Source organism: Aurantimonas endophytica (assembly GCF_014196845.1).
Lineage (GTDB): Bacteria > Pseudomonadota > Alphaproteobacteria > Rhizobiales > Rhizobiaceae > Aurantimonas > Aurantimonas endophytica.
Window position 1 is genome coordinate 77,564 of the sequence record NZ_JACIEM010000004.1, and the last position, 17,214, is coordinate 94,777.

At 65.9% G+C, this 17,214-nt stretch carries 16 protein-coding genes and 1 tRNA gene; 5 read left to right on the forward strand and 12 right to left on the reverse strand.

The window, feature by feature from the left end; all coding sequences use genetic code 11:
• Positions 1-17: 17 nt before the first annotated feature.
• Positions 18-182: a hypothetical protein gene (locus GGR03_RS14800; RefSeq protein WP_335630777.1), complete on the reverse strand. Its 165-nt coding sequence runs from the start codon at positions 180-182 to the stop codon at positions 18-20.
• Positions 183-484: 302 nt separating this feature from the next.
• Between GGR03_RS14800 and GGR03_RS14805 the strand changes: the two genes are divergently transcribed.
• Positions 485-1,162 (forward strand): hypothetical protein, encoded by a 678-nt coding sequence (locus GGR03_RS14805; protein ID WP_183209399.1) that lies wholly within the window; start codon positions 485-487, stop codon positions 1,160-1,162.
• Between the two features lie 203 nt (positions 1,163-1,365).
• Here the strand turns inward: GGR03_RS14805 and GGR03_RS14810 are convergent, their stop codons facing one another.
• The 6 genes from GGR03_RS14810 to cpdR all read right to left on the reverse strand — a co-directional run bounded on the left by GGR03_RS14810 (position 1,366) and on the right by cpdR (position 4,898).
• On the reverse strand, positions 1,366-1,593 hold the full coding sequence (locus GGR03_RS14810; RefSeq protein ID WP_183209401.1) for a hypothetical protein: 228 nt from the start codon (positions 1,591-1,593) through the stop codon (positions 1,366-1,368).
• An 86-nt stretch (positions 1,594-1,679) separates the two neighbouring features.
• Positions 1,680-1,907, reverse strand: a complete 228-nt coding sequence (locus tag GGR03_RS14815; RefSeq protein WP_183209402.1) for a hypothetical protein — start codon at positions 1,905-1,907, stop codon at positions 1,680-1,682.
• A gap of 38 nt (positions 1,908-1,945) precedes the next feature.
• Entirely contained in the window at positions 1,946-2,425 is a 480-nt protein-coding gene (locus GGR03_RS14820) for a hypothetical protein (RefSeq protein WP_183209404.1), read from the reverse strand.
• Positions 2,426-2,644: 219 nt separating this feature from the next.
• Positions 2,645-4,027, reverse strand: a complete 1,383-nt coding sequence (locus tag GGR03_RS14825; RefSeq protein WP_183209406.1) for a GGDEF domain-containing protein — start codon at positions 4,025-4,027, stop codon at positions 2,645-2,647.
• Between the two features lie 342 nt (positions 4,028-4,369).
• Positions 4,370-4,444, reverse strand: a tRNA-Val gene (locus GGR03_RS14830).
• 88 nt (positions 4,445-4,532) lie between these two features.
• Positions 4,533-4,898: a cell cycle two-component system response regulator CpdR gene (gene cpdR / locus GGR03_RS14835; RefSeq protein WP_163043860.1), complete on the reverse strand. Its 366-nt coding sequence runs from the start codon at positions 4,896-4,898 to the stop codon at positions 4,533-4,535.
• Positions 4,899-5,062: 164 nt separating this feature from the next.
• Here cpdR and GGR03_RS14840 point away from each other — a divergent pair, with 164 nt between their 5' ends.
• Together GGR03_RS14840 and hisN are read left to right on the forward strand one after the other, a co-directional pair.
• Positions 5,063-5,959: an N-formylglutamate amidohydrolase gene (locus GGR03_RS14840; protein ID WP_425486720.1), complete on the forward strand. Its 897-nt coding sequence runs from the start codon at positions 5,063-5,065 to the stop codon at positions 5,957-5,959.
• Between the two features lie 224 nt (positions 5,960-6,183).
• Positions 6,184-6,957 (forward strand): histidinol-phosphatase, encoded by a 774-nt coding sequence (gene hisN / locus GGR03_RS14845; RefSeq protein WP_183209410.1) that lies wholly within the window; start codon positions 6,184-6,186, stop codon positions 6,955-6,957.
• On the opposite strand, the gene GGR03_RS14850 is transcribed toward hisN, so the two are convergent.
• The gene (locus tag GGR03_RS14850) at positions 6,907-7,998 is read right to left on the reverse strand and encodes an alpha/beta fold hydrolase (protein WP_183209412.1); all 1,092 of its coding nucleotides are present in this window, start codon (positions 7,996-7,998) and stop codon (positions 6,907-6,909) included. The genes hisN and GGR03_RS14850 overlap by 51 nt on opposite strands.
• Positions 7,999-8,558: 560 nt before the next feature.
• On the opposite strand from GGR03_RS14850, the gene GGR03_RS14855 reads away from it, so the two are divergent.
• Positions 8,559-9,023, forward strand: coding sequence for an Hsp20 family protein (locus tag GGR03_RS14855; RefSeq protein ID WP_183209414.1), 465 nt, complete (start codon positions 8,559-8,561; stop codon positions 9,021-9,023).
• Positions 9,024-9,117: 94 nt separating this feature from the next.
• On the opposite strand, the gene GGR03_RS14860 is transcribed toward GGR03_RS14855, so the two are convergent.
• From GGR03_RS14860 to GGR03_RS14875, 4 genes are all read right to left on the reverse strand, one after another.
• A complete protein-coding gene (locus tag GGR03_RS14860; protein ID WP_183209416.1) occupies positions 9,118-9,339 on the reverse strand; it encodes a ribosome modulation factor in 222 nt (73 codons plus the stop codon).
• Positions 9,340-9,413: 74 nt separating this feature from the next.
• Complete coding sequence (locus GGR03_RS14865) at positions 9,414-10,463, reverse strand: threonine aldolase family protein (protein WP_183209418.1); 1,050 nt, start codon at positions 10,461-10,463, stop codon at positions 9,414-9,416.
• 64 nt (positions 10,464-10,527) lie between these two features.
• The gene (locus GGR03_RS14870; protein ID WP_246368050.1) at positions 10,528-10,749 is read right to left on the reverse strand and encodes a metal-sensing transcriptional repressor; all 222 of its coding nucleotides are present in this window, start codon (positions 10,747-10,749) and stop codon (positions 10,528-10,530) included.
• Between the two features lie 233 nt (positions 10,750-10,982).
• On the reverse strand, positions 10,983-11,837 hold the full coding sequence (locus GGR03_RS14875; protein ID WP_183209421.1) for a manganese catalase family protein: 855 nt from the start codon (positions 11,835-11,837) through the stop codon (positions 10,983-10,985).
• A gap of 492 nt (positions 11,838-12,329) precedes the next feature.
• Between GGR03_RS14875 and gltB the strand changes: the two genes are divergently transcribed.
• Positions 12,330-17,051: a glutamate synthase large subunit gene (gene gltB, locus GGR03_RS14880; RefSeq protein ID WP_183209423.1), complete on the forward strand. Its 4,722-nt coding sequence runs from the start codon at positions 12,330-12,332 to the stop codon at positions 17,049-17,051.
• The last annotated feature ends 163 nt before the right edge of the window (positions 17,052-17,214 follow it).

Consider the following 17,214-nt stretch of genomic DNA (forward strand, 5'->3'; position numbering starts at 1 on the left):
GGTGCGGCTGCATCCGGTCAGCCGTAATGGGCGGTCCTGATCCAGGCGACGGCCTCGTTCAGCGAGGCGAAGGGCGGCGGCTTGGTGCCGGTCGGATCGCAGGGGCCGAAACCTGCCTCGAGGAACCAGTGCCCGTCGTGGGAGCCGTAATGCTCGCCGCACAGCTGCGTGAGCACGGCCAACAGCACCCCGTCGACGAAAACGAGCTGGCCATCCAGTTGCTCGGCCCCGCAGGCGATTGGCGCGGACTGGCATAAGAGAGCTTGTTCCACAGCCTGAGATCCCGTCTTCGATTGACTGGGACAATACGCCGCGCGGGCCATGCGGTTCACGAGAATGGCGGAAAACTCCTGAGCCGGGAAAGCATCGACGTTCTTGCGGCAAAGGATAAGCGGCGCGGCCAGGGCGGCCCGTCACGTGCCGAATGCGCGATGCTCGTCTCGGGAAATCGGCTAAGGGAGTTGCACCAGCCAGGAGGCAGACGATGCGTTTCTTCGATTTCAGTTCGTGGCAGAGCGTGCTCACGACCATTCTCGGGATCGCCATATTCGCGCTGGTCGGGGTCGGCATTCGCGTATTGATGATGCTCACGCTGCAGCAGCGCCAGCAGCGAATGAACCGTCAGATCAACGAGCGCCTCAAGACGCTCATCGCCGCCTACCGGACCCTGGGCGGCTCGTTCACCGGCGAGCTCACGGTCAATCCCGCACATCTGCGGGAGGCGCGCGGCAGCGCTGAAGGGCCGGCGGCCGAGCTGGGCGAGAGCGCGGCAGCGCCTTCCGATCGCCCGCGCCGGATTCGTGACGCGGTCGAGGCGGCTCTTGCCGATGTCCTGCTCCTGGGCACCGAGGAGCATGTCCGGCTGGCTGGACAGGCGGCGCGCGACATGGCCGCCGGAAGACCCATTCACACCGCCGAACTCGTCATCGCCCTGCGCAACTATGTTCGCAAGGCGCTCGATCTGGACCCGATCCCGAACGCCGTCGCGATCCCCCTGCAGGGCCCGACGCGTCCTCAGTCCGGGGCCGCCCGCGGGGGCGGAAAAGCCGACGCTGGCCGGGAGCGAGGCGGAGGCGGCGGCGGTGCAGGCGGCGGAGCCGGAGGCGGCGGGATGGGGATGGGGATGGGGCAAGGTCCCGACGGTCCGGCGGCCAAGACCTAGCAGCCGCGCGACGTCAAACCCCTCCAGCTCAATCACCTTGGCGCGCCACCACCCGGCAATCTAGCCCGTGAGAAAAAGGGCCTTACGAGCAGCGATGCGCCGGTCTTGCTCGGAAGCGAAGGCGCAATGGAGATCGATCGAAGGGGATGGTCGAGCCGCAAACCATCCAAATCTTCAAGGGCGCGGGAAACACCCGGCGGATATCAGGGTTGGTTCAAGGCCGGTGTAGCGGGAGCCATCTGCGAAGCTGGCGATGCCTGCTGGGGAGCGGCAGCGCCTTGCTGGGGAAGGCTGGTATCGGCAGGGCCGCTGCTGCGCAGATCGTAGATGATCAGCGCCGTAATACCGAGGCCGACGATCGCCAGCACGACATACCCGGCCGTCGATCGGTCCGACGCGGATCGGTCCTCGTAGTCGTAGTCTTCTGGCATCGTGGGTTTCCCGACCTGCTTTCAAGATCACACCAGATTACACGGAAGAAGCGTGCGCCACACAGTGGCGCACGCTGATAGCGATGTTAGTTCGCAGGCACGGTGGTGGTCCCGGTCGTCGCCGGTGGCGTGCCCGTCGTCGTTGCGGGCTCTTCGGTTACGACGGGTACCGTCTCGGGCTCTTCGTCAAAGGTTCCGAGCGCCCAGGCCAGGACGATAAGGCCGAGGATCACGGCAAGGGCGATGCCGATCATCTTGCCCATGCTGCTCTTGTTTTCGGTCGTGGTGACTTTGGGATCGCGATAATTGCTCACGGGTTCATTCCTTGGCTAGATTTGGCGCAGTGCCGGGATCAGTTGTCGCGCAGCGGCGAAGTGCGACGATACGAGCGCATGTCGGCATTGGTGTACGCGGGGTCCCGCTCGCCCCGAAGCGCCGGATCGACCGTCCGGGTCGTGTCGCTGGGCGCGAGGAAATCGTAGTCGCGGAATTCTTCGTCGCGAGCGTCGAGATTGTGGGCCTCGGCTTCCGGGCGCCGCATGATGGCCTGGATCCGCTCGATCCGATCGTCGCCGGCGTTGACGGAGACGACATAGTCGCCGTTGCGGATGCTGGCCTGGTAGGTCCGGGCGTCCGCATCCGGCAGATGCAGGTCATGGATCGCGTCGTTGTAGCGCGTGTGGTCACTGTCGGTGGCGTCGACCCCGACACCGCGGTCATGATCCGGAATCACGTGGATGTGGCCGCTCGACACGCCCTCCGCTTCGAGTTCCTGGCGGACCAGCTCGGCGACGGCGTGGGTGCGGTAAATGGCGGTGACGTTGCGGTTCATGTTTTTCCTCCTGGAACATTATCGTTGTGAGGCTAATCCAGCGGACCCTTTGGAGTTCCATGTGCCTTGGCCGCCGACGCTAGGACAGTCGCTCCCGGCGCGACGGTCGGGATGAAGGATTTTCTGTGGTGTCTGTCCCTGATCACTTCGGCGCTCCGCGAGCCTGAGCGCCGAAAGGCCCGGAAGCAGACGAAATACTTCGCCGCTGCGTCGTGAACTCTATGGGAAGGGGAGCGCGTCGCGTGTCGCCGGGATGTCTTCGCACCGCGGACCAGACGGAGGATTTTGCCTCGTCGGAACGTCGGTCTCGCCAGGCGTCGGCAACGGGGCCGGGACCACCGGACGATGCACGACCACCTGGTTGCGCCCTGCCTGCTTTGCCAGATAGAGCGCCGCATCCGCCTGGCGCTGCAGCTGCTCGGGCGACACGTTCCCCGCGCCGGGCGCCTTTACCGCCACGCCGATGCTCAGCGTGACCGAGGGCGACACCCGGGACGTCGGGTTGCACAGGCCCGCCGCTTCGACGGCCATCCGTATCCGCTCCGCCACCTCGAGGGCGTCCCGCTCTCCCGTTGCTGGAAGCACGACGAGAAACTCCTCGCCGCCATAGCGGGCCATCCGATCCTGATCCTGGCGCAGGCAGCCCTTGATGACGCGCGCGACCTCGACGAGGCAGCGGTCGCCCTCGGCGTGGCCCAGATGGTCGTTCAGGTTCTTGAAGTCGTCGAGGTCGCACATCAGCAGGGCGGCGCCGGCTGGCGTGGCCTTGCAGCGCACCCAGAGGTCGTCGAGGATCTCCTTCATCCAGCGCCGGTTTGCAGCGCCCGTCAGTGGATCCGTCCTTGCCAGATGTTCCAGCCGTTGGTTGGCTTTCGCCAGGTCGGCGACCCGCTTCCTGTCGCGAAGCTCGAGAAGAAACGCCTTCTGGGCGAGAATGGTCATGGTGCGCCGCGCGACCACGGTGGCGATGATGCCGCTGGCGAAGAAGAGCGCGCCGTTCACCGCGCTCCATATGCTGATCGCCGGGTTCTGGAACTGGAAGACGACGTAGAGCCCGACTGCGGCGGCGGCGATCAGGATGGTCCATGGCAGGGGGACGCTGAAGATGATGATGCCGGTGATCGCCACGAACAGCATCACGTCGAGATAGCGTTCGTAGAACTCGCCGCCGGCATTGAAGCCCAGCAACGCGACGGAAAGGAGGATGAGGAACATTCCCACGGCGAGCGCCGACCGTTGCAGCCAGTAAGGGTGCGGGTTCCGCCAGATGAAAAGCAGCGCGACCGCGACGAGCAGAAGAGTGCTGGCGGGTAGCAGCATGGCAGCAGTGACGGCCCGGGGCAGTGTCACGAAGCTGACGGCGAGCATCAGCACGTTGAGGATTGCCATCCAGGCCATCCAGGACCGGATGATCTTGGCCGTCTGCGGCCACGAGCGCTGGTGAAACAGCCGGCGAAGCTCGCCCGTCAGATGGACATCGCGGGTGCGTCCCGCCAGAAGCCGCTCGACCTCTGCCATGACGTCGGGAGAAGGTGCCGCCAGTTGTGCCCGTGCGCCGCCGCTCGACGAGCCGGCTTGGACCGTCTTCACCTGAGTCGTCATGGAAGCCAATTTTGGAATGCCTGCTGTCGCAGCCCCGGCAGATCCCAGGGCCGAACCGCATTCTCAGCATCCGGCGAAGGATGCGGTAAGGCGATACATAGGGCCGCCGAAGCCGCGGGCCATTGCCCGCCGTTGCAAATTCCATCGGGGCAGCGAGTCGCACAAGGAGCGGCGTGAACGGACCACCGCGGGGGCGATGGCTTGCGCGGCGCGACGGCGGAAAGGGGAGGGCTACCTTCGCGGAGCTCTTCGCGCGCTGCGCCATCCGGGCAACGAGAGGCCCAAGACATGGGGCCAGTCCAGTTGCCGGCCGGTAGAACCATGAGGGAATGAAGGATCGGATGGTGGGCGTGACAGGGATTGAACCTGTGACCCCTTCGATGTCAACGAAGTGCTCTCCCGCTGAGCTACACGCCCATCCGACGGAGCGGCATAGATCACAGGACCAAAGCCGCCGTCAATAGTCTTCCGCGGCGGACGAACCCGCGTCCCGTGCAGCGCGGCTTCAGGCCGCGTCAGCCAGCATCTTCGCCACTTCGTCGACGAGTTCGCGCAGATGGAACGGCTTGGACAGGATCTTGGCGTCCTTCGGAGCCTTCGAATCGGGATGCAGTGCGACCGCGGCAAAGCCGGTGATGAACATCACCTTGAGGTCGGGATCCAACTCGGTGGCGCGTCGCGCAAGCTCGATTCCGTCCATCTCCGGCATGACGATGTCGGTCAGGAGCAGCGAGAACGGCTCTTCCCGCAGGCGCTCGTAGGCGCTGCCGCCATTGTCGTACGTGACCACCTCGTAGCCGGCGCGCTCCAGCGCCTTGGCGAGGAAGCGGCGCATGTCGTTGTCATCTTCGGCCAGTAGTATCTTTGACATTCACGTTATCCGCATGCGCCGGGGCAACGATACCGGCGGCTGGTTCGTTCATAAGCCAATCCCATAGCAGAATGCCCGAACATTTTCTAAAAGGAATGGCCGGCATGGGTGGTGGTGTGTAAATTTTTGCGTCGCGGTCACCGAAAGGAGCGAGATTGGGGAACGTGCCAACAGTCAGGACGGCCCTTGGCGACGTCCCGGCCTTCGAACTTGTCGAGCCTGCCGAAGTACGCATTCCCTTCGTCTTCTGCTCCCCCCATAGCGGCAGTGACTACCCGCTGGATCTGATCGCGGCAACGCGACTCACCGGCGAAGCCGTCCGTCGCTCCGAGGACCTCTTCGTCGACCGCCTCTTCGACTTCGTGCCGGACCTCGGCGCGCCACTGCTGGCCGCGCGTTTTCCCCGGGCTTATCTCGACGTCAACCGCGAGCCCTATGAGCTCGATCCGGCGATGTTTACCGAGGCGCTGCCCGACTACGCCAATGCCGGATCCATCCGGGTTGCGGGGGGGCTCGGCACGATTCCCAGAATCGTTGCGGAGAACGAGGAAATCTATCGCGCAGCCCTGCCGCTGTCCGAAGGGCTGCGGCGCATCGAGACGGTCTACAAGCCGTTTCACCAGGTACTCGAGGATGCGCTCGACCGGACGCGACAGCGATTCGGCATGGCAATCCTCGTCGATTGCCACTCGATGCCGTCGAGCGTTCGCGCCCTGCCAGGCGGCAGGCGGCCGGACATGGTGATCGGCGACCGCTTCGGCACCAGCGCGGCGGGCCGCCTGGTGACCATCGCAACGTCGCGGCTCGCAGCCCTGGGATACGACGTTGCTCGCAACAAGCCCTATGCCGGGGGCTTCATCACCGAACGCTACGGACGACCGCCCGTCGGATTCCACGCCATCCAGATCGAGATCAACCGCGCTCTCTACGCCGACGAGCGCGCCTATCTGCCCCATGAGGGCTTCGCCCTGCTGAGGGATCGCTTGGCGGCCTTCGTCGCGGGTTTTGCCGCGGACGTGGAGGCGGAATATCTGCAGCCCGCTGCTGCAGCAGCCGAATAGCTGCCGCTCTCCGTCCGGCAAAAAAGAACCGCACTGTTTTGAGACAGTGCGGTCTAGTCTAGGGAGGAAACGCCCGTAAGGGCAACGGCACGCCAATGCCGCATCGCAAAACTACGACTGGCGCCAAAGCGTGTCAAGGCAATTCTGCACGATATCGTGCACATTCAAAAACCGCCGTTTCTTTTTGCACACCCTGCCCAGTGACCGAGCCTGAACGGACCTCCATGCCTTCTCCGGATATCGACTTCCTGCTGTCGCTCGCCGACGTCGCCGACGCCGAAACGCTGCCGCGCTTCCGCAACGGCTCGAGCATCGACAACAAGCTGCTCGCCGCCTTCGATCCGGTTACCGAAGCCGACCGGGCGGCGGAACGGGCGATCGTCGCGGCAATCCGGAGCCGCTATCCGGAACACGCACTGCTCGGCGAGGAATATGGTGCCACCGGCGAAGGCGACCGGCTCTGGGTGATCGATCCGATCGACGGAACGCGCGCCTTCATCGCCGGCCTGCCGGTGTGGGGCACGCTGGTCGGCTACTGCGAAGCGGGCATCGCCCGGCTCGGCCTGATGTCGCAGCCCTTCACGGGCGAGCGCTTCATCGCCGATGCCGATGCCGCCTGGCTGGAGCACGGCGGCCGGCGGAGCCGTCTGGCTGCGCGCCGGACCGAGGAGATCGCGTCCGCGACGCTGTTCACCACCACGCCGCGCCTGTTTGCCGGCGAGGCGCTGCGCCGCTTCGAGGCACTGGAGACGCAAGCCCGCCTGACGCGCTTCGGCGTCGACTGCTACGCCTTCTGCATGCTCGCCGCTGGCCACGTCGATCTCGTCGTGGAGACGGGCCTCAAGCCCTACGACATCGTCGCACTGGTGCCGATCATCGAGCGGGCGGGCGGGGTGATCACAACCTTCGCGGGCGAACGTCCGGAAGCCGGCGGCGATATCGTCGCGTCAGCGACGCCCGCTCTGCATCGCCAGGCTCTCGACATCCTCAACGGCTGAGTCGTCGATAGCCAGGTCGGCCTCGTCGATCGCCAAGGTGTCGTCCGCATCCGGGCTGGGCGTGGCGCCTGCCGGCAGCGGCAGTGCAGTCGACGTGAACGCCTCGAAGGCTTCCAGCAACGGCTCGCGGAAGCGGTCGGCCTCCTGCAGCAATTCATGCCGGGCGAACGGGATGGTGAGGCTCGATCCGCTGCGCATCCGCCACGCCAGCCGTTCGGCCGAAGCCGTGCCCACCACCGCGTCGCTGCCGGCACAGATCATCAGGGTCGGCACGGCGAGCCGTGCGATCTCGTCGGAATCGTCCAGCCGCACCATCGCGCCGGTGACGGCTGCCAGCCATGAGACGGTGGGCTTGCCGAGAAAGAGCTGCGGCGCCGCGGCGACGAGCGCGCGATGCCGCGCGAAGCGTCGCGAATCGCTGGTGAGCACATTGTTCGCCAGGGTCATGTCGCGGTCGGGAACCGTGCGCATCGGTACCGCCAGCCGGCCGAGCCCGAAGAAGCATGCGATCCTGGCGATGCGGTGCAATGCCCGCGTGCCCATCCTGCGTCGCTTGAAGGCGATCAGCGGCGCGCAGAGGACCATGCGCTCGACGATATTGGTCAGCCGTGGTGAGGCGCGCAGCGCCACCAGCGCACCCATCGAATGGGCAAGAATCGCGTAAGGGCCGCGGCAATCCGGCAGCACGATGTCCTGGATGACGCATTCGAGGTCGCTGACATATTGGCCGAAATGCCGGACGTGGCCGAGACTGCTGCCGCGCAGCAGCCGGTCCGATCCGCCCTGGCCGCGCCAGTCGAACGTGACCACCGCGTAGCCACGGCGGTTCAGGTCGGCGATCGTCTCGAAATACTTCTCGATGGCCTCGTTGCGGCCCTGTAGCAGGATGACGGTGCCGCGGGTCGCATCGAGCAGACTGGGAGAGACGGCGCAGCGCAGCCGGGTCCCGTCGAGGGTTCGCAATGTCTGGACGACGATGCCTGCCGGGGGCGCGTTGCCTTCGACGACGACAAGTTCATCCGTCTCGTTGGTGGCGTTCATCGTTCCGGGCCCGGCGCAACGCCCGCTCCGGCCGGTCCGGAGGGTGCACGATGATCGGCTTTTAGGCGGCCCGCGGCGGGCGGTCAAAGCTTCTGTCATCCCTAAGCGCGCAAAGCCAGCAGCATGATCGAAGGAAGGCAAGGAGGCCGGGAACCTCTTTCGAGGCTCCCGGCCGGAGCGGCCGCAACGGAAGGGACGGGACGTTACGACCGTTTGACGGCCCGCCTGACGCGGCGGGCAAACGGTGGATCGCTCGGCTCGTCCCTGTGCTGTCGGGAAATCAACCGGTCGACCATGACGTCCAATATGGGGGTCCCCAGGTGAACGCTGCCGGAAGGCCGCGTTCATCGGCGGTTCACCAACCTCGTCCGTGCGGGCGCCGCGGCCGTCGTGTCGTCACCCGGCGATGGCGCGACCGAAAAAAAACCTCTTGAACCGGAAAATGCCGCCCACCATTTTTATCCTGCGGTCGCCGGAAGGGGCCGCGGACCGGAGGTGTCGCCCATTGCGGGATGCCATGCCGTGTCCACAACGCCAACGTTGCTCAATAGGAGAACACCATGCGTCACATCGATTTTGCCCCGCTCTATCGTTCGACCGTCGGCTTCGACCGGCTCTTTTCGATGCTCGACAGCGTTTCGCAGCCGGATAACGCTCAGACCTATCCGCCGTACAATATCGAGCGCACGGGCGAGAACGCCTATCGCATCACCATGGCAGTCGCCGGTTTCGGCGAAAGCGAGCTCTCGATCGAGTCGCGCGAGAACGTGCTGACGGTGACGGGCGAGAAGTCCGAGAAGCAGGAAGAAGCCGCCGAGACGCTGTATCGCGGCATCGCCGGCCGCGCCTTCGAGCGCCGCTTCCAGCTGGCGGAATATGTCGAGGTGAAGGGCGCGAGCCTGAAGAACGGGCTGCTGCACATCGATCTCGTGCGGGTCATTCCGGAGGCGATGAAGCCGCGGAAGATCGACATCGCCACCGCCGGCAACGAGAATGCCCGACAGATCGAGGCGAACGCCGCCTGATCTGATCGACGGCAGAAAAGAGACGGCGCCCGGTTCGGGCGCCGTTCCCATTTGTGGAGAGCCCGGCCGCGCAAGCGACCGGGCTTTGCGTCTTCTAGGACTCGTGGACGTCCGATTGGCCGACCCGCGTGGCGCGCCTGGCGTCCGCCATCATGCCGGGACGGTCGCCGCTGCCGGCCGGGGTGGCGTTGCGAGCCTCGGTCCAGCCGTCCATCCAGGCCTGCCGAAGCGGCGACCCCTTGGGATATTCGCAGGACGACATCGGGTGATTGTGCTGGAAGGCGAGCTTGCCTTGCTCGTACGCATCTGTGGACATGACAGCCTCCTTTGCGTTCAGGAAGGAATCATACTCGGTACTGTTGGTTCCGTCACTTTGCGATCGTAACCGCCTCAGGCGAGAAGCCGGCTGAAGCGCTCGATCTCCGCTTCCTCCGTCGACCAGCTGGTGACCAGGCGCACCAGCGTCTCGTTCTCCCCGATCAGCGTGTGCAGCGCATGCGGCGGGTTCCAATCGTAGAACGCGGCGCCTTCGGCCCGCAACCGCTCCGCCGTCGGCTTCTCCAGAATGGCGAAGCTCTCGTTGGTGTGTGTTTCCCAGGCCTGGCGCGCATGCGGGCTGGCGTCTATCCCGGCCCGCAGCCGATCCGCCATGGCATTGGCGTGGGCGGCCATTTCCAGCCAGAGCCCGTCATTGAAATATGCCATGAACTGGGCCGCGACGAAGCGCGTCTTCGAAAACAGCTGGGCGCCACGCTTGCGGATATAGGGGAACTGCCGGGCGCGCTGCGGTTCGAAGAAAACCACCGCCTCCGCGCACCAGCAGCCGTTCTTGGTCGCTCCGAATGACAGGATGTCGACGCCGCGCTTCCACGTCATTTCAGCCGGCGACAGGCCGGACGCGATCAGCCCGTTGGCAAAGCGCGCGCCGTCCATGTGCAGGGCGAGATCGCGACCATGGGCGATCCCTGCGATGACCTGGATCTCTTCGGCGGTGTATAGGGTCCCGGCCTCGCCGGGCTGGCTGATCGACACCGCCATCGGCTGGCCGGCGTGCACGAAGTCCGGCTTGAAGCGGCTGAGCTCGCGCTGCAGGTTGACCGGATCGATGCGGCCGCCGTCGCCGTCGATCGGCGCCATGCGCGCACCATGCGTGAAGAACTCGGGCGCGCCGCATTCGTCCTCGATGACATGCGCCTCGCGGTGACAAAGCACCACGCCGCCCGGCCGGTTGACGGCGGCGAAGGCGAGCGAATTGGCCGCCGTGCCGGTGCCGACGAAGAACACCGCCACCTCGCGCTCGAAGATTTCGTTGAAGCGCTGTTCCACCGCGCGATCGAGGGTGCTGGCGCCGTAGGCGGCGGCCATGCCCCCGCTCTCTGCGGCGATGGCGGCATTGATGGCGGGGTGAGCGCCGGACCAGTTGTCGGAAGCAAAGATCATGGAGCGGACGTATAATGCGTCGCAGCAAAGGGCAAGCGGTGAGGGCGGACGGGCCCTCCGGGCATCAGTCGCGCGCCCGCATCGCCGCCCGAAGCACGCGCATCATGTCGTCGACGGCAGCCCTGACGGTTTCGTCGGATTCTGCGTGATCGGAGGCCACCTTCACGCCCTCGGTGACATGCTGGCCGATGATGAGCAGCGACAGTTCGCGTAGCGCGGCCGTGATGGCGTTGACCTGCTGGATCTCGTCCAGGCAGTAGCGGTCTTCGGCGATCATCGCCTTCAAACCACGGACCTGCCCTTCGATACGGTTCAGGCGCTGCAGGAGAGGTTTCTTCTCTTCTTCGCTCCGTCTGAGTTCGATGCGGTCGCCTTCAACCCTGCTCTCGATTTCCCTGCTCCTTCATGCGTGCCCGATCAAAGACATAGCCGACCGGCACCGGGTCGGTGAAGGGCATCAATGATCTCCTGCACAAGTTGCAGGAGGCCCCGCGTGGCGAGGCCTCCCGTCGCAGACTGTTACATCTGCTCCTTCTGGGCGCTGCTGTCGGGGCGTGCGGGGCCGAGGTCCGGGACGTCGCCGAGCGGCTGGTTCTGGAACACCGTGAACTGGCCCTTGCCGTCCATCGACGGACCTTCGGTCCAGCGTCCGGCCGGCGGCGCGGAGCCGTCCGCCGCGGTGGCGAAGAAGTCGTAATTGTGCTCCTGGTTTTCCTCTTCCTGCGGGAAGCTGTTCGGAATTGGCAGCGCACCGGCGTTGCCGCCGAGTTCCTCGATCACCGCCAGCCACTGCTGCTGGTGCATCGTGTCGCGGGCGATCATGAAGCGCAGCATGTCCTTCATGCCGTCGTCATGCGCCGAATTGTAGATGCGGGTGGCCAGGACGCGGCCGGTCGCCTCCGCAGCGACGTTGCAGTACATGTCCGCCGCCAGATTGCCGCTGGCGTAGATATGCGACATGTCGAACGGCACGCCGTCGGCATTGGCCGGGTAGGCCGACATGCCGGTCGACAGGATGTGCCGCTGCAGCATGCCCTCGATGACATGGCGCGGGTTCTCGCCACCCATCACGGCGCCGACGATGCCGTCGGCGGCGCCGGCTTCCTGCAGGCTGGCGGGTGCCTTCTCGAGGTTCAGCGCGACAGCGGTCGCGAGCATCTCGATATGGCCCATTTCTTCGGTGGCGGTGTGCAGGAGCATGTCGCGGTATTTCGGGTTCGGGCCGCGAGCACCCCAAGCCTGGAAGAAATACTGCATGGCGACGCGGATTTCGCCTTCGACGCCGCCGATCGCCTGTTGAAGCATGCGAGCGAAGGCCGGATCGGGGTTCGTGACCTTGACGGGGTACTGCAGGCGCTTGTCATGATAGAGCATTGGTACGGTCCCTTTGTTCATCAGGAGCATGCCGGCGTCGTGTAACGCGGCTTCCAAGATACTCGGGGTGAGTATGTTCTCCTGCTGTGCCAACGGGGTCGCGCCGGGATAGGTTCAGAGCTGGCGGACCGTATTTCATGACCCGGCTACCGACGCTTGGCGGGTTTAGGTCGAACGGGTCGCCGGTGGCGGGGAATGGCGTGCTGCAGCCGGTCTTGTTACGCGGCCGCGCTTCTGTCATATTGCCAAAGATAGGACAGTAGCACTGCCATAAAATGGGCGGCACAGGGCGGATCGGCGCAGGGAGCGCGCCGAAAAGACGCGGCCGGGTTCTATCCTTGACACCGACGGCCATGCGAAAAGGCCGATAATATGGCGAACGATGTTCGGCAGCCTTGGCGCGGCCTTGGGACGATGTGTCCCTGAGCCGCCGCTGGTGCCGGGCGCAACCGCGCGGCCGGTTAGGGCTGCGTGATGACGGGAGACGACGCGATGACGAAGCTGACGCCTGCACAGGTGCCATCCGAGGCGACCGCCACGGCGGTCGAGGCAGCCGCCGCCCGTACCGCACCGCGTATGCCGCCTGAGGCGGTCGGCCTCTACGATCCGCGCAACGAGCACGATGCCTGCGGGGTCGGCTTCATCGCCCACATGAAGAACCGGAAGTCCCACTCGATCATCGAGAAGGGCCTGCAGATCCTGCAGAACCTGACGCATCGCGGCGCCGTCGGCGCCGATCCGCTGATGGGCGACGGGGCGGGCATGCTCGTCCAGATCCCGCACCGCTTCCTCGGCGAAGAGATGGCGGCGCAGGGCGTGACCCTGCCGGAGCCCGGCCATTACGGCGTCGCCCATGTCTTCATGCCGCAGGACGCGGAAAAGCGCGCGCATATCGAGGCGTTGTTCGAGGAGGTGGTGCGCGCAGAGGGCCAGTCGGTGCTCGGCTGGCGCGACGTGCCGGTTTCCAACGAGGAGCTGTCGAAGGCTCCGGAAATCGTCGCGACCGAGCCTGTCCACCGGCAGGTGTTCATCGGCAGGGCACCGGCGCTGGCCTCGGACGACGAGTTCGAGCGCAAGCTCTTCATCCTGCGCAAGGTCGTCTCCAACCGGGTCTACGCGGAGACCGACGGCCGGGACATCGGCTTCTACATCGTCTCGCTGTCGGCGCGCACGCTGGTCTACAAGGGCATGTTCCTCGCCTACCAGCTGGGCGCCTACTACAAGGATCTCACGGACCCGCGCTTCGAGAGCGCGCTCGCGCTCGTGCACCAGCGCTTCTCGACCAACACCTTCCCGTCGTGGAAGCTTGCCCACCCCTACCGGATGGTCGCCCATAACGGCGAGATCAACACGCTCCGCGGCAACGTCAACTGGATGGCGGCGCGCCAGGCGTCGGTGGATTCCGAGCTCTACGGCAACGACATCTCCAAGCTCTGGCCGATCTCCTACGAGGGCCAGTCGGACACCGCCTGTTTCGACAACGCGCTGGAGTTCCTGCACCAGGGTGGCTACCCGCTGACTCACGCGATGATGATGCTGATCCCGGAGGCGTGGGCCGGCAACAAGCAGATGTCGCAGGAGACCAAGGCCTTCTACGAGTACCATGCGGCGTTGATGGAGCCGTGGGACGGGCCGGCGGCCGTCGCCTTCACCGACGGGCGTCAGATCGGCGCGACGCTCGACCGCAACGGCCTGCGGCCGGCGCGCTACGTCGTCACCGACGACGATCTGGTGGTGATGGCTTCCGAGGCCGGCACGCTCGACATTCCCGAGGAGCGGATCGTCAAGAAGTGGCGGCTGCAGCCCGGTCGCATGCTGCTGATCGACCTCGAGAAGGGCGGCATCGTCTCCGACGAGGACATCAAGCGGGAGATCGCCGGCGCCAATCCGTATCGCGACTGGCTGAAGAACACCCAGATCATCCTGGAGGATCTGAAGCCCGTGGCGCCGCGCGCGTCGCGCTCGGACGTCTCGCTGCTCGATCGCCAGCAGGCATTCGGCTATACGATCGAGGACACCCGCACGCTGATGGCGCCGATGGCGACCACGGGGCAGGAAGCCATCGGCTCGATGGGCACCGATACGCCGATCTCGGCGATGTCGGACCAGTCGAAGCTGCTTTACACCTATTTCAAGCAGAACTTCGCGCAGGTGACGAACCCGCCGATCGACCCGATCCGCGAGGAGCTGGTGATGAGCCTCGTCTCCTTCATCGGGCCGCGACCGAACATCTTCGACCTCGAGGGCTCCTCGCGCCGCAAGCGGCTGGAGGTGCGCCAGCCGATCCTGACCAACGGCGATCTCGAGAAGATCCGCAACATCGGCCATACCGAGGACCGTTTCGACACCAAGACCATCGACATGACCTACGCCGCCGAAAGCGGCGCGGGCGGCATGGCGGGCGCGCTCGACCGGCTCTGCGAGCGGGCCGAGGCGGCGGTCGTCGGCGGCTACAACATCATCATCCTGTCGGACCGGCAGATCGGCCCGGACCGGATCCCGATCCCGGCGCTGCTCGCCTGCGCCGCCGTGCACCACCATTTGATCCGCAAGGGCCTGCGCACGGCAGCGGGCCTCGTCATCGAATCGGGCGAGCCGCGCGAGGTGCACCACTTCGCCTGCCTCGCCGGCTACGGCGCCGAGGCGATCAACCCCTATCTTGCCTTCGATACCTTGCTCGACATGCATCGCCGCAAGGAATTCCCGCCGGAGGTGGACGTCAGCGAGGTCGTGTCCCGCTACATCAAGTCGGTGGGCAAGGGGCTGCTGAAGGTCATGTCCAAGATGGGCATCTCGACCTACCAGTCCTATTGCGGCGCCCAGATCTTCGACATCGTCGGCATGCAGTCCGACTTCGTGAAGCGCTACTTCACCGGCACAGCGACCACCATCGAAGGCGTCGGCCTCGACGAGGTGGCGCGCGAGACGGCGGAGCGACACGTCCGCGCCTTCTCCGACGATCCGATCCTTGCCCGCTCGCTCGAAGTCGGCGGCGAATACGTCTACCGGATGCGCGGCGAGAGCCACATCTGGTCGCCGGACGCGGTGGCGACGCTGCAGCACGCGGTGCGCACCGATTCCTGGGACAAGTACCAGGACTACGCCGCGATGATGAACGAGGCGGCGGTCGAGAACTCGACGATCCGCGGCCTGTTCCGCATCCGCAAGGCCGAGGAGGCCGGGCGTGCACCGATCCCGCTCGACGAGGTCGAGCCGGCCAAGGACATCGTCAAGCGCTTCGCCACCGGGGCGATGAGTTTCGGCTCGATCTCGCGCGAGGCCCACACGACGCTGGCCCGCGCGATGAACCAGATCGGCGGCAAGTCGAACACCGGCGAAGGCGGCGAGGAGTCCGACCGCTTCCTGCCGCTGCGCGACGGATCCGCCAATCCCGAGCGTTCGGCCATCAAGCAGATCGCCTCCGGCCGCTTCGGCGTCTCGGCGGAGTATCTGGTCAACGCCGACATGCTGCAGATCAAGGTCGCCCAGGGCGCCAAGCCAGGTGAGGGCGGGCAGCTGCCCGGCCACAAGGTCGACGCGACCATCGCCAAGACCCGGCATTCGACGCCCGGCGTCGGCCTGATCTCGCCGCCGCCGCACCACGACATCTATTCGATCGAGGACCTGGCGCAGCTCATCTACGACCTGAAGAACGTGAACCCGGCAGCCGACATCTCGGTCAAGCTTGTCTCCGAAGTCGGTGTCGGCACGGTGGCGGCCGGCGTCGCCAAGGCACGCGCCGACCACATCATCGTCGCCGGCTATGACGGTGGCACCGGTGCCTCGCCGCTCACCTCGATCAAGCATGCCGGCTCGCCCTGGGAGATGGGCCTCGCCGAGACCCAGCAGACGCTGGTGATGAACGGCCTGCGTTCCCGGGTCTGCCTGCAGGTCGATGGTGGCCTCAGGACCGGCCGCGACGTCATCATCGGCGCGTTGCTCGGCGCCGACGAGTTCGGCTTCTCGACCGCGCCGCTGATCGCCGCCGGCTGCATCATGATGCGCAAGTGCCACCTCAACACGTGCCCGGTCGGCGTCGCGACGCAGGATCCGGTGCTGCGCAAGCGCTTCAAAGGGACGCCCGAGCACGTCATCAACTTCTTCTTCTACGTCGCGGAAGAGGTGCGCCTGCTGATGGCCGAGATGGGCGTGCGCCATCTTTCCGAGCTGATCGGCCGTTCCGACCTGCTCGACCGGCGGGAGATGATCGACCACTGGAAGGCCAAGGGGCTCGACTTCTCCAAGGTGTTCCACAAGCCCGTGGCCGAGCCGGACGAGCTGCGCTGGACCAAGCGCCAGCAGCACCCGATCGACGAGGTGCTCGACCGCCGGCTGATCGCCGAGGCCGAGCCGGCGCTGACGGCCCGCCAGAAGGTGACCATCGAGACGGCGATCACCAATGTCGATCGTTCGACCGGCGCGATGCTGTCCGGCGAAGTCGCCAAGCGCTTCGGCATGAAGGGGCTTCGCGACGATACGATCACGGTCAAGCTCACCGGCACCGCCGGCCAGAGCTTCGGTGCGTTCCTCGCCCGCGGCATCACCTTCGAGCTGACCGGCGACGGCAACGACTATGTCGGCAAGGGCCTTTCGGGCGGGCGCATCGTCGTGCGGCCGCGGCCGAACAGCCGCGTTGTGCCGGAGGAGTCGATCATCGTCGGCAATACCGTGCTCTACGGCGCGATCTCCGGCGAGTGCTACTTCCGCGGCGTCGCGGGCGAGCGCTTTGCCGTCCGCAACTCCGGTGCGATCGCCGTCGTCGAGGGCGCCGGCGACCATGGCTGCGAGTACATGACCGGCGGCGTCGTGGTGATCCTCGGCCAGACTGGCCGCAACTTCGCGGCCGGCATGTCTGGCGGCGTCGCCTATGTCTATGACGAGGCCGGCGACTTCGCCGAGCGCTGCAACATGGCGATGGTCGACCTGGAGCCGGTTCCCGAGGAGGACGACCTGCTCGAGAAGCTGCACCACCACGGCGGCGACCTGCAGCACAAGGGCCGCGTCGACGTCTCGTCCGACATGACCGGCCATGACGACGAACGGCTGTTCCAGCTGATCTCCAACCATCTCCACTACACCGGCTCCGGCCGGGCCAAGGAGATGCTGGAGCACTGGGAGACCTACCGGCCGAAATTCGTCAAGGTCATGCCCGTCGAGTACCGCCGGGCGCTGCAGGAAATGGAACGCATGCGCATGGGCGTGGCCGCCGAGTAGCCGAAGACAGGGAGAACCACCCGAGCGGGCGGTCTCTCCCGCCGGGTTGCACTTGCGGCAGGCCGGCGCCGGCAGCGCCGGCAGCCATGGGAGCCGCGCGCAAGGCTGCGATCGGTGCTTCCCGGTTCAGCGAGAACAGATGAGGGCGCGTCCGTGTCGCCGT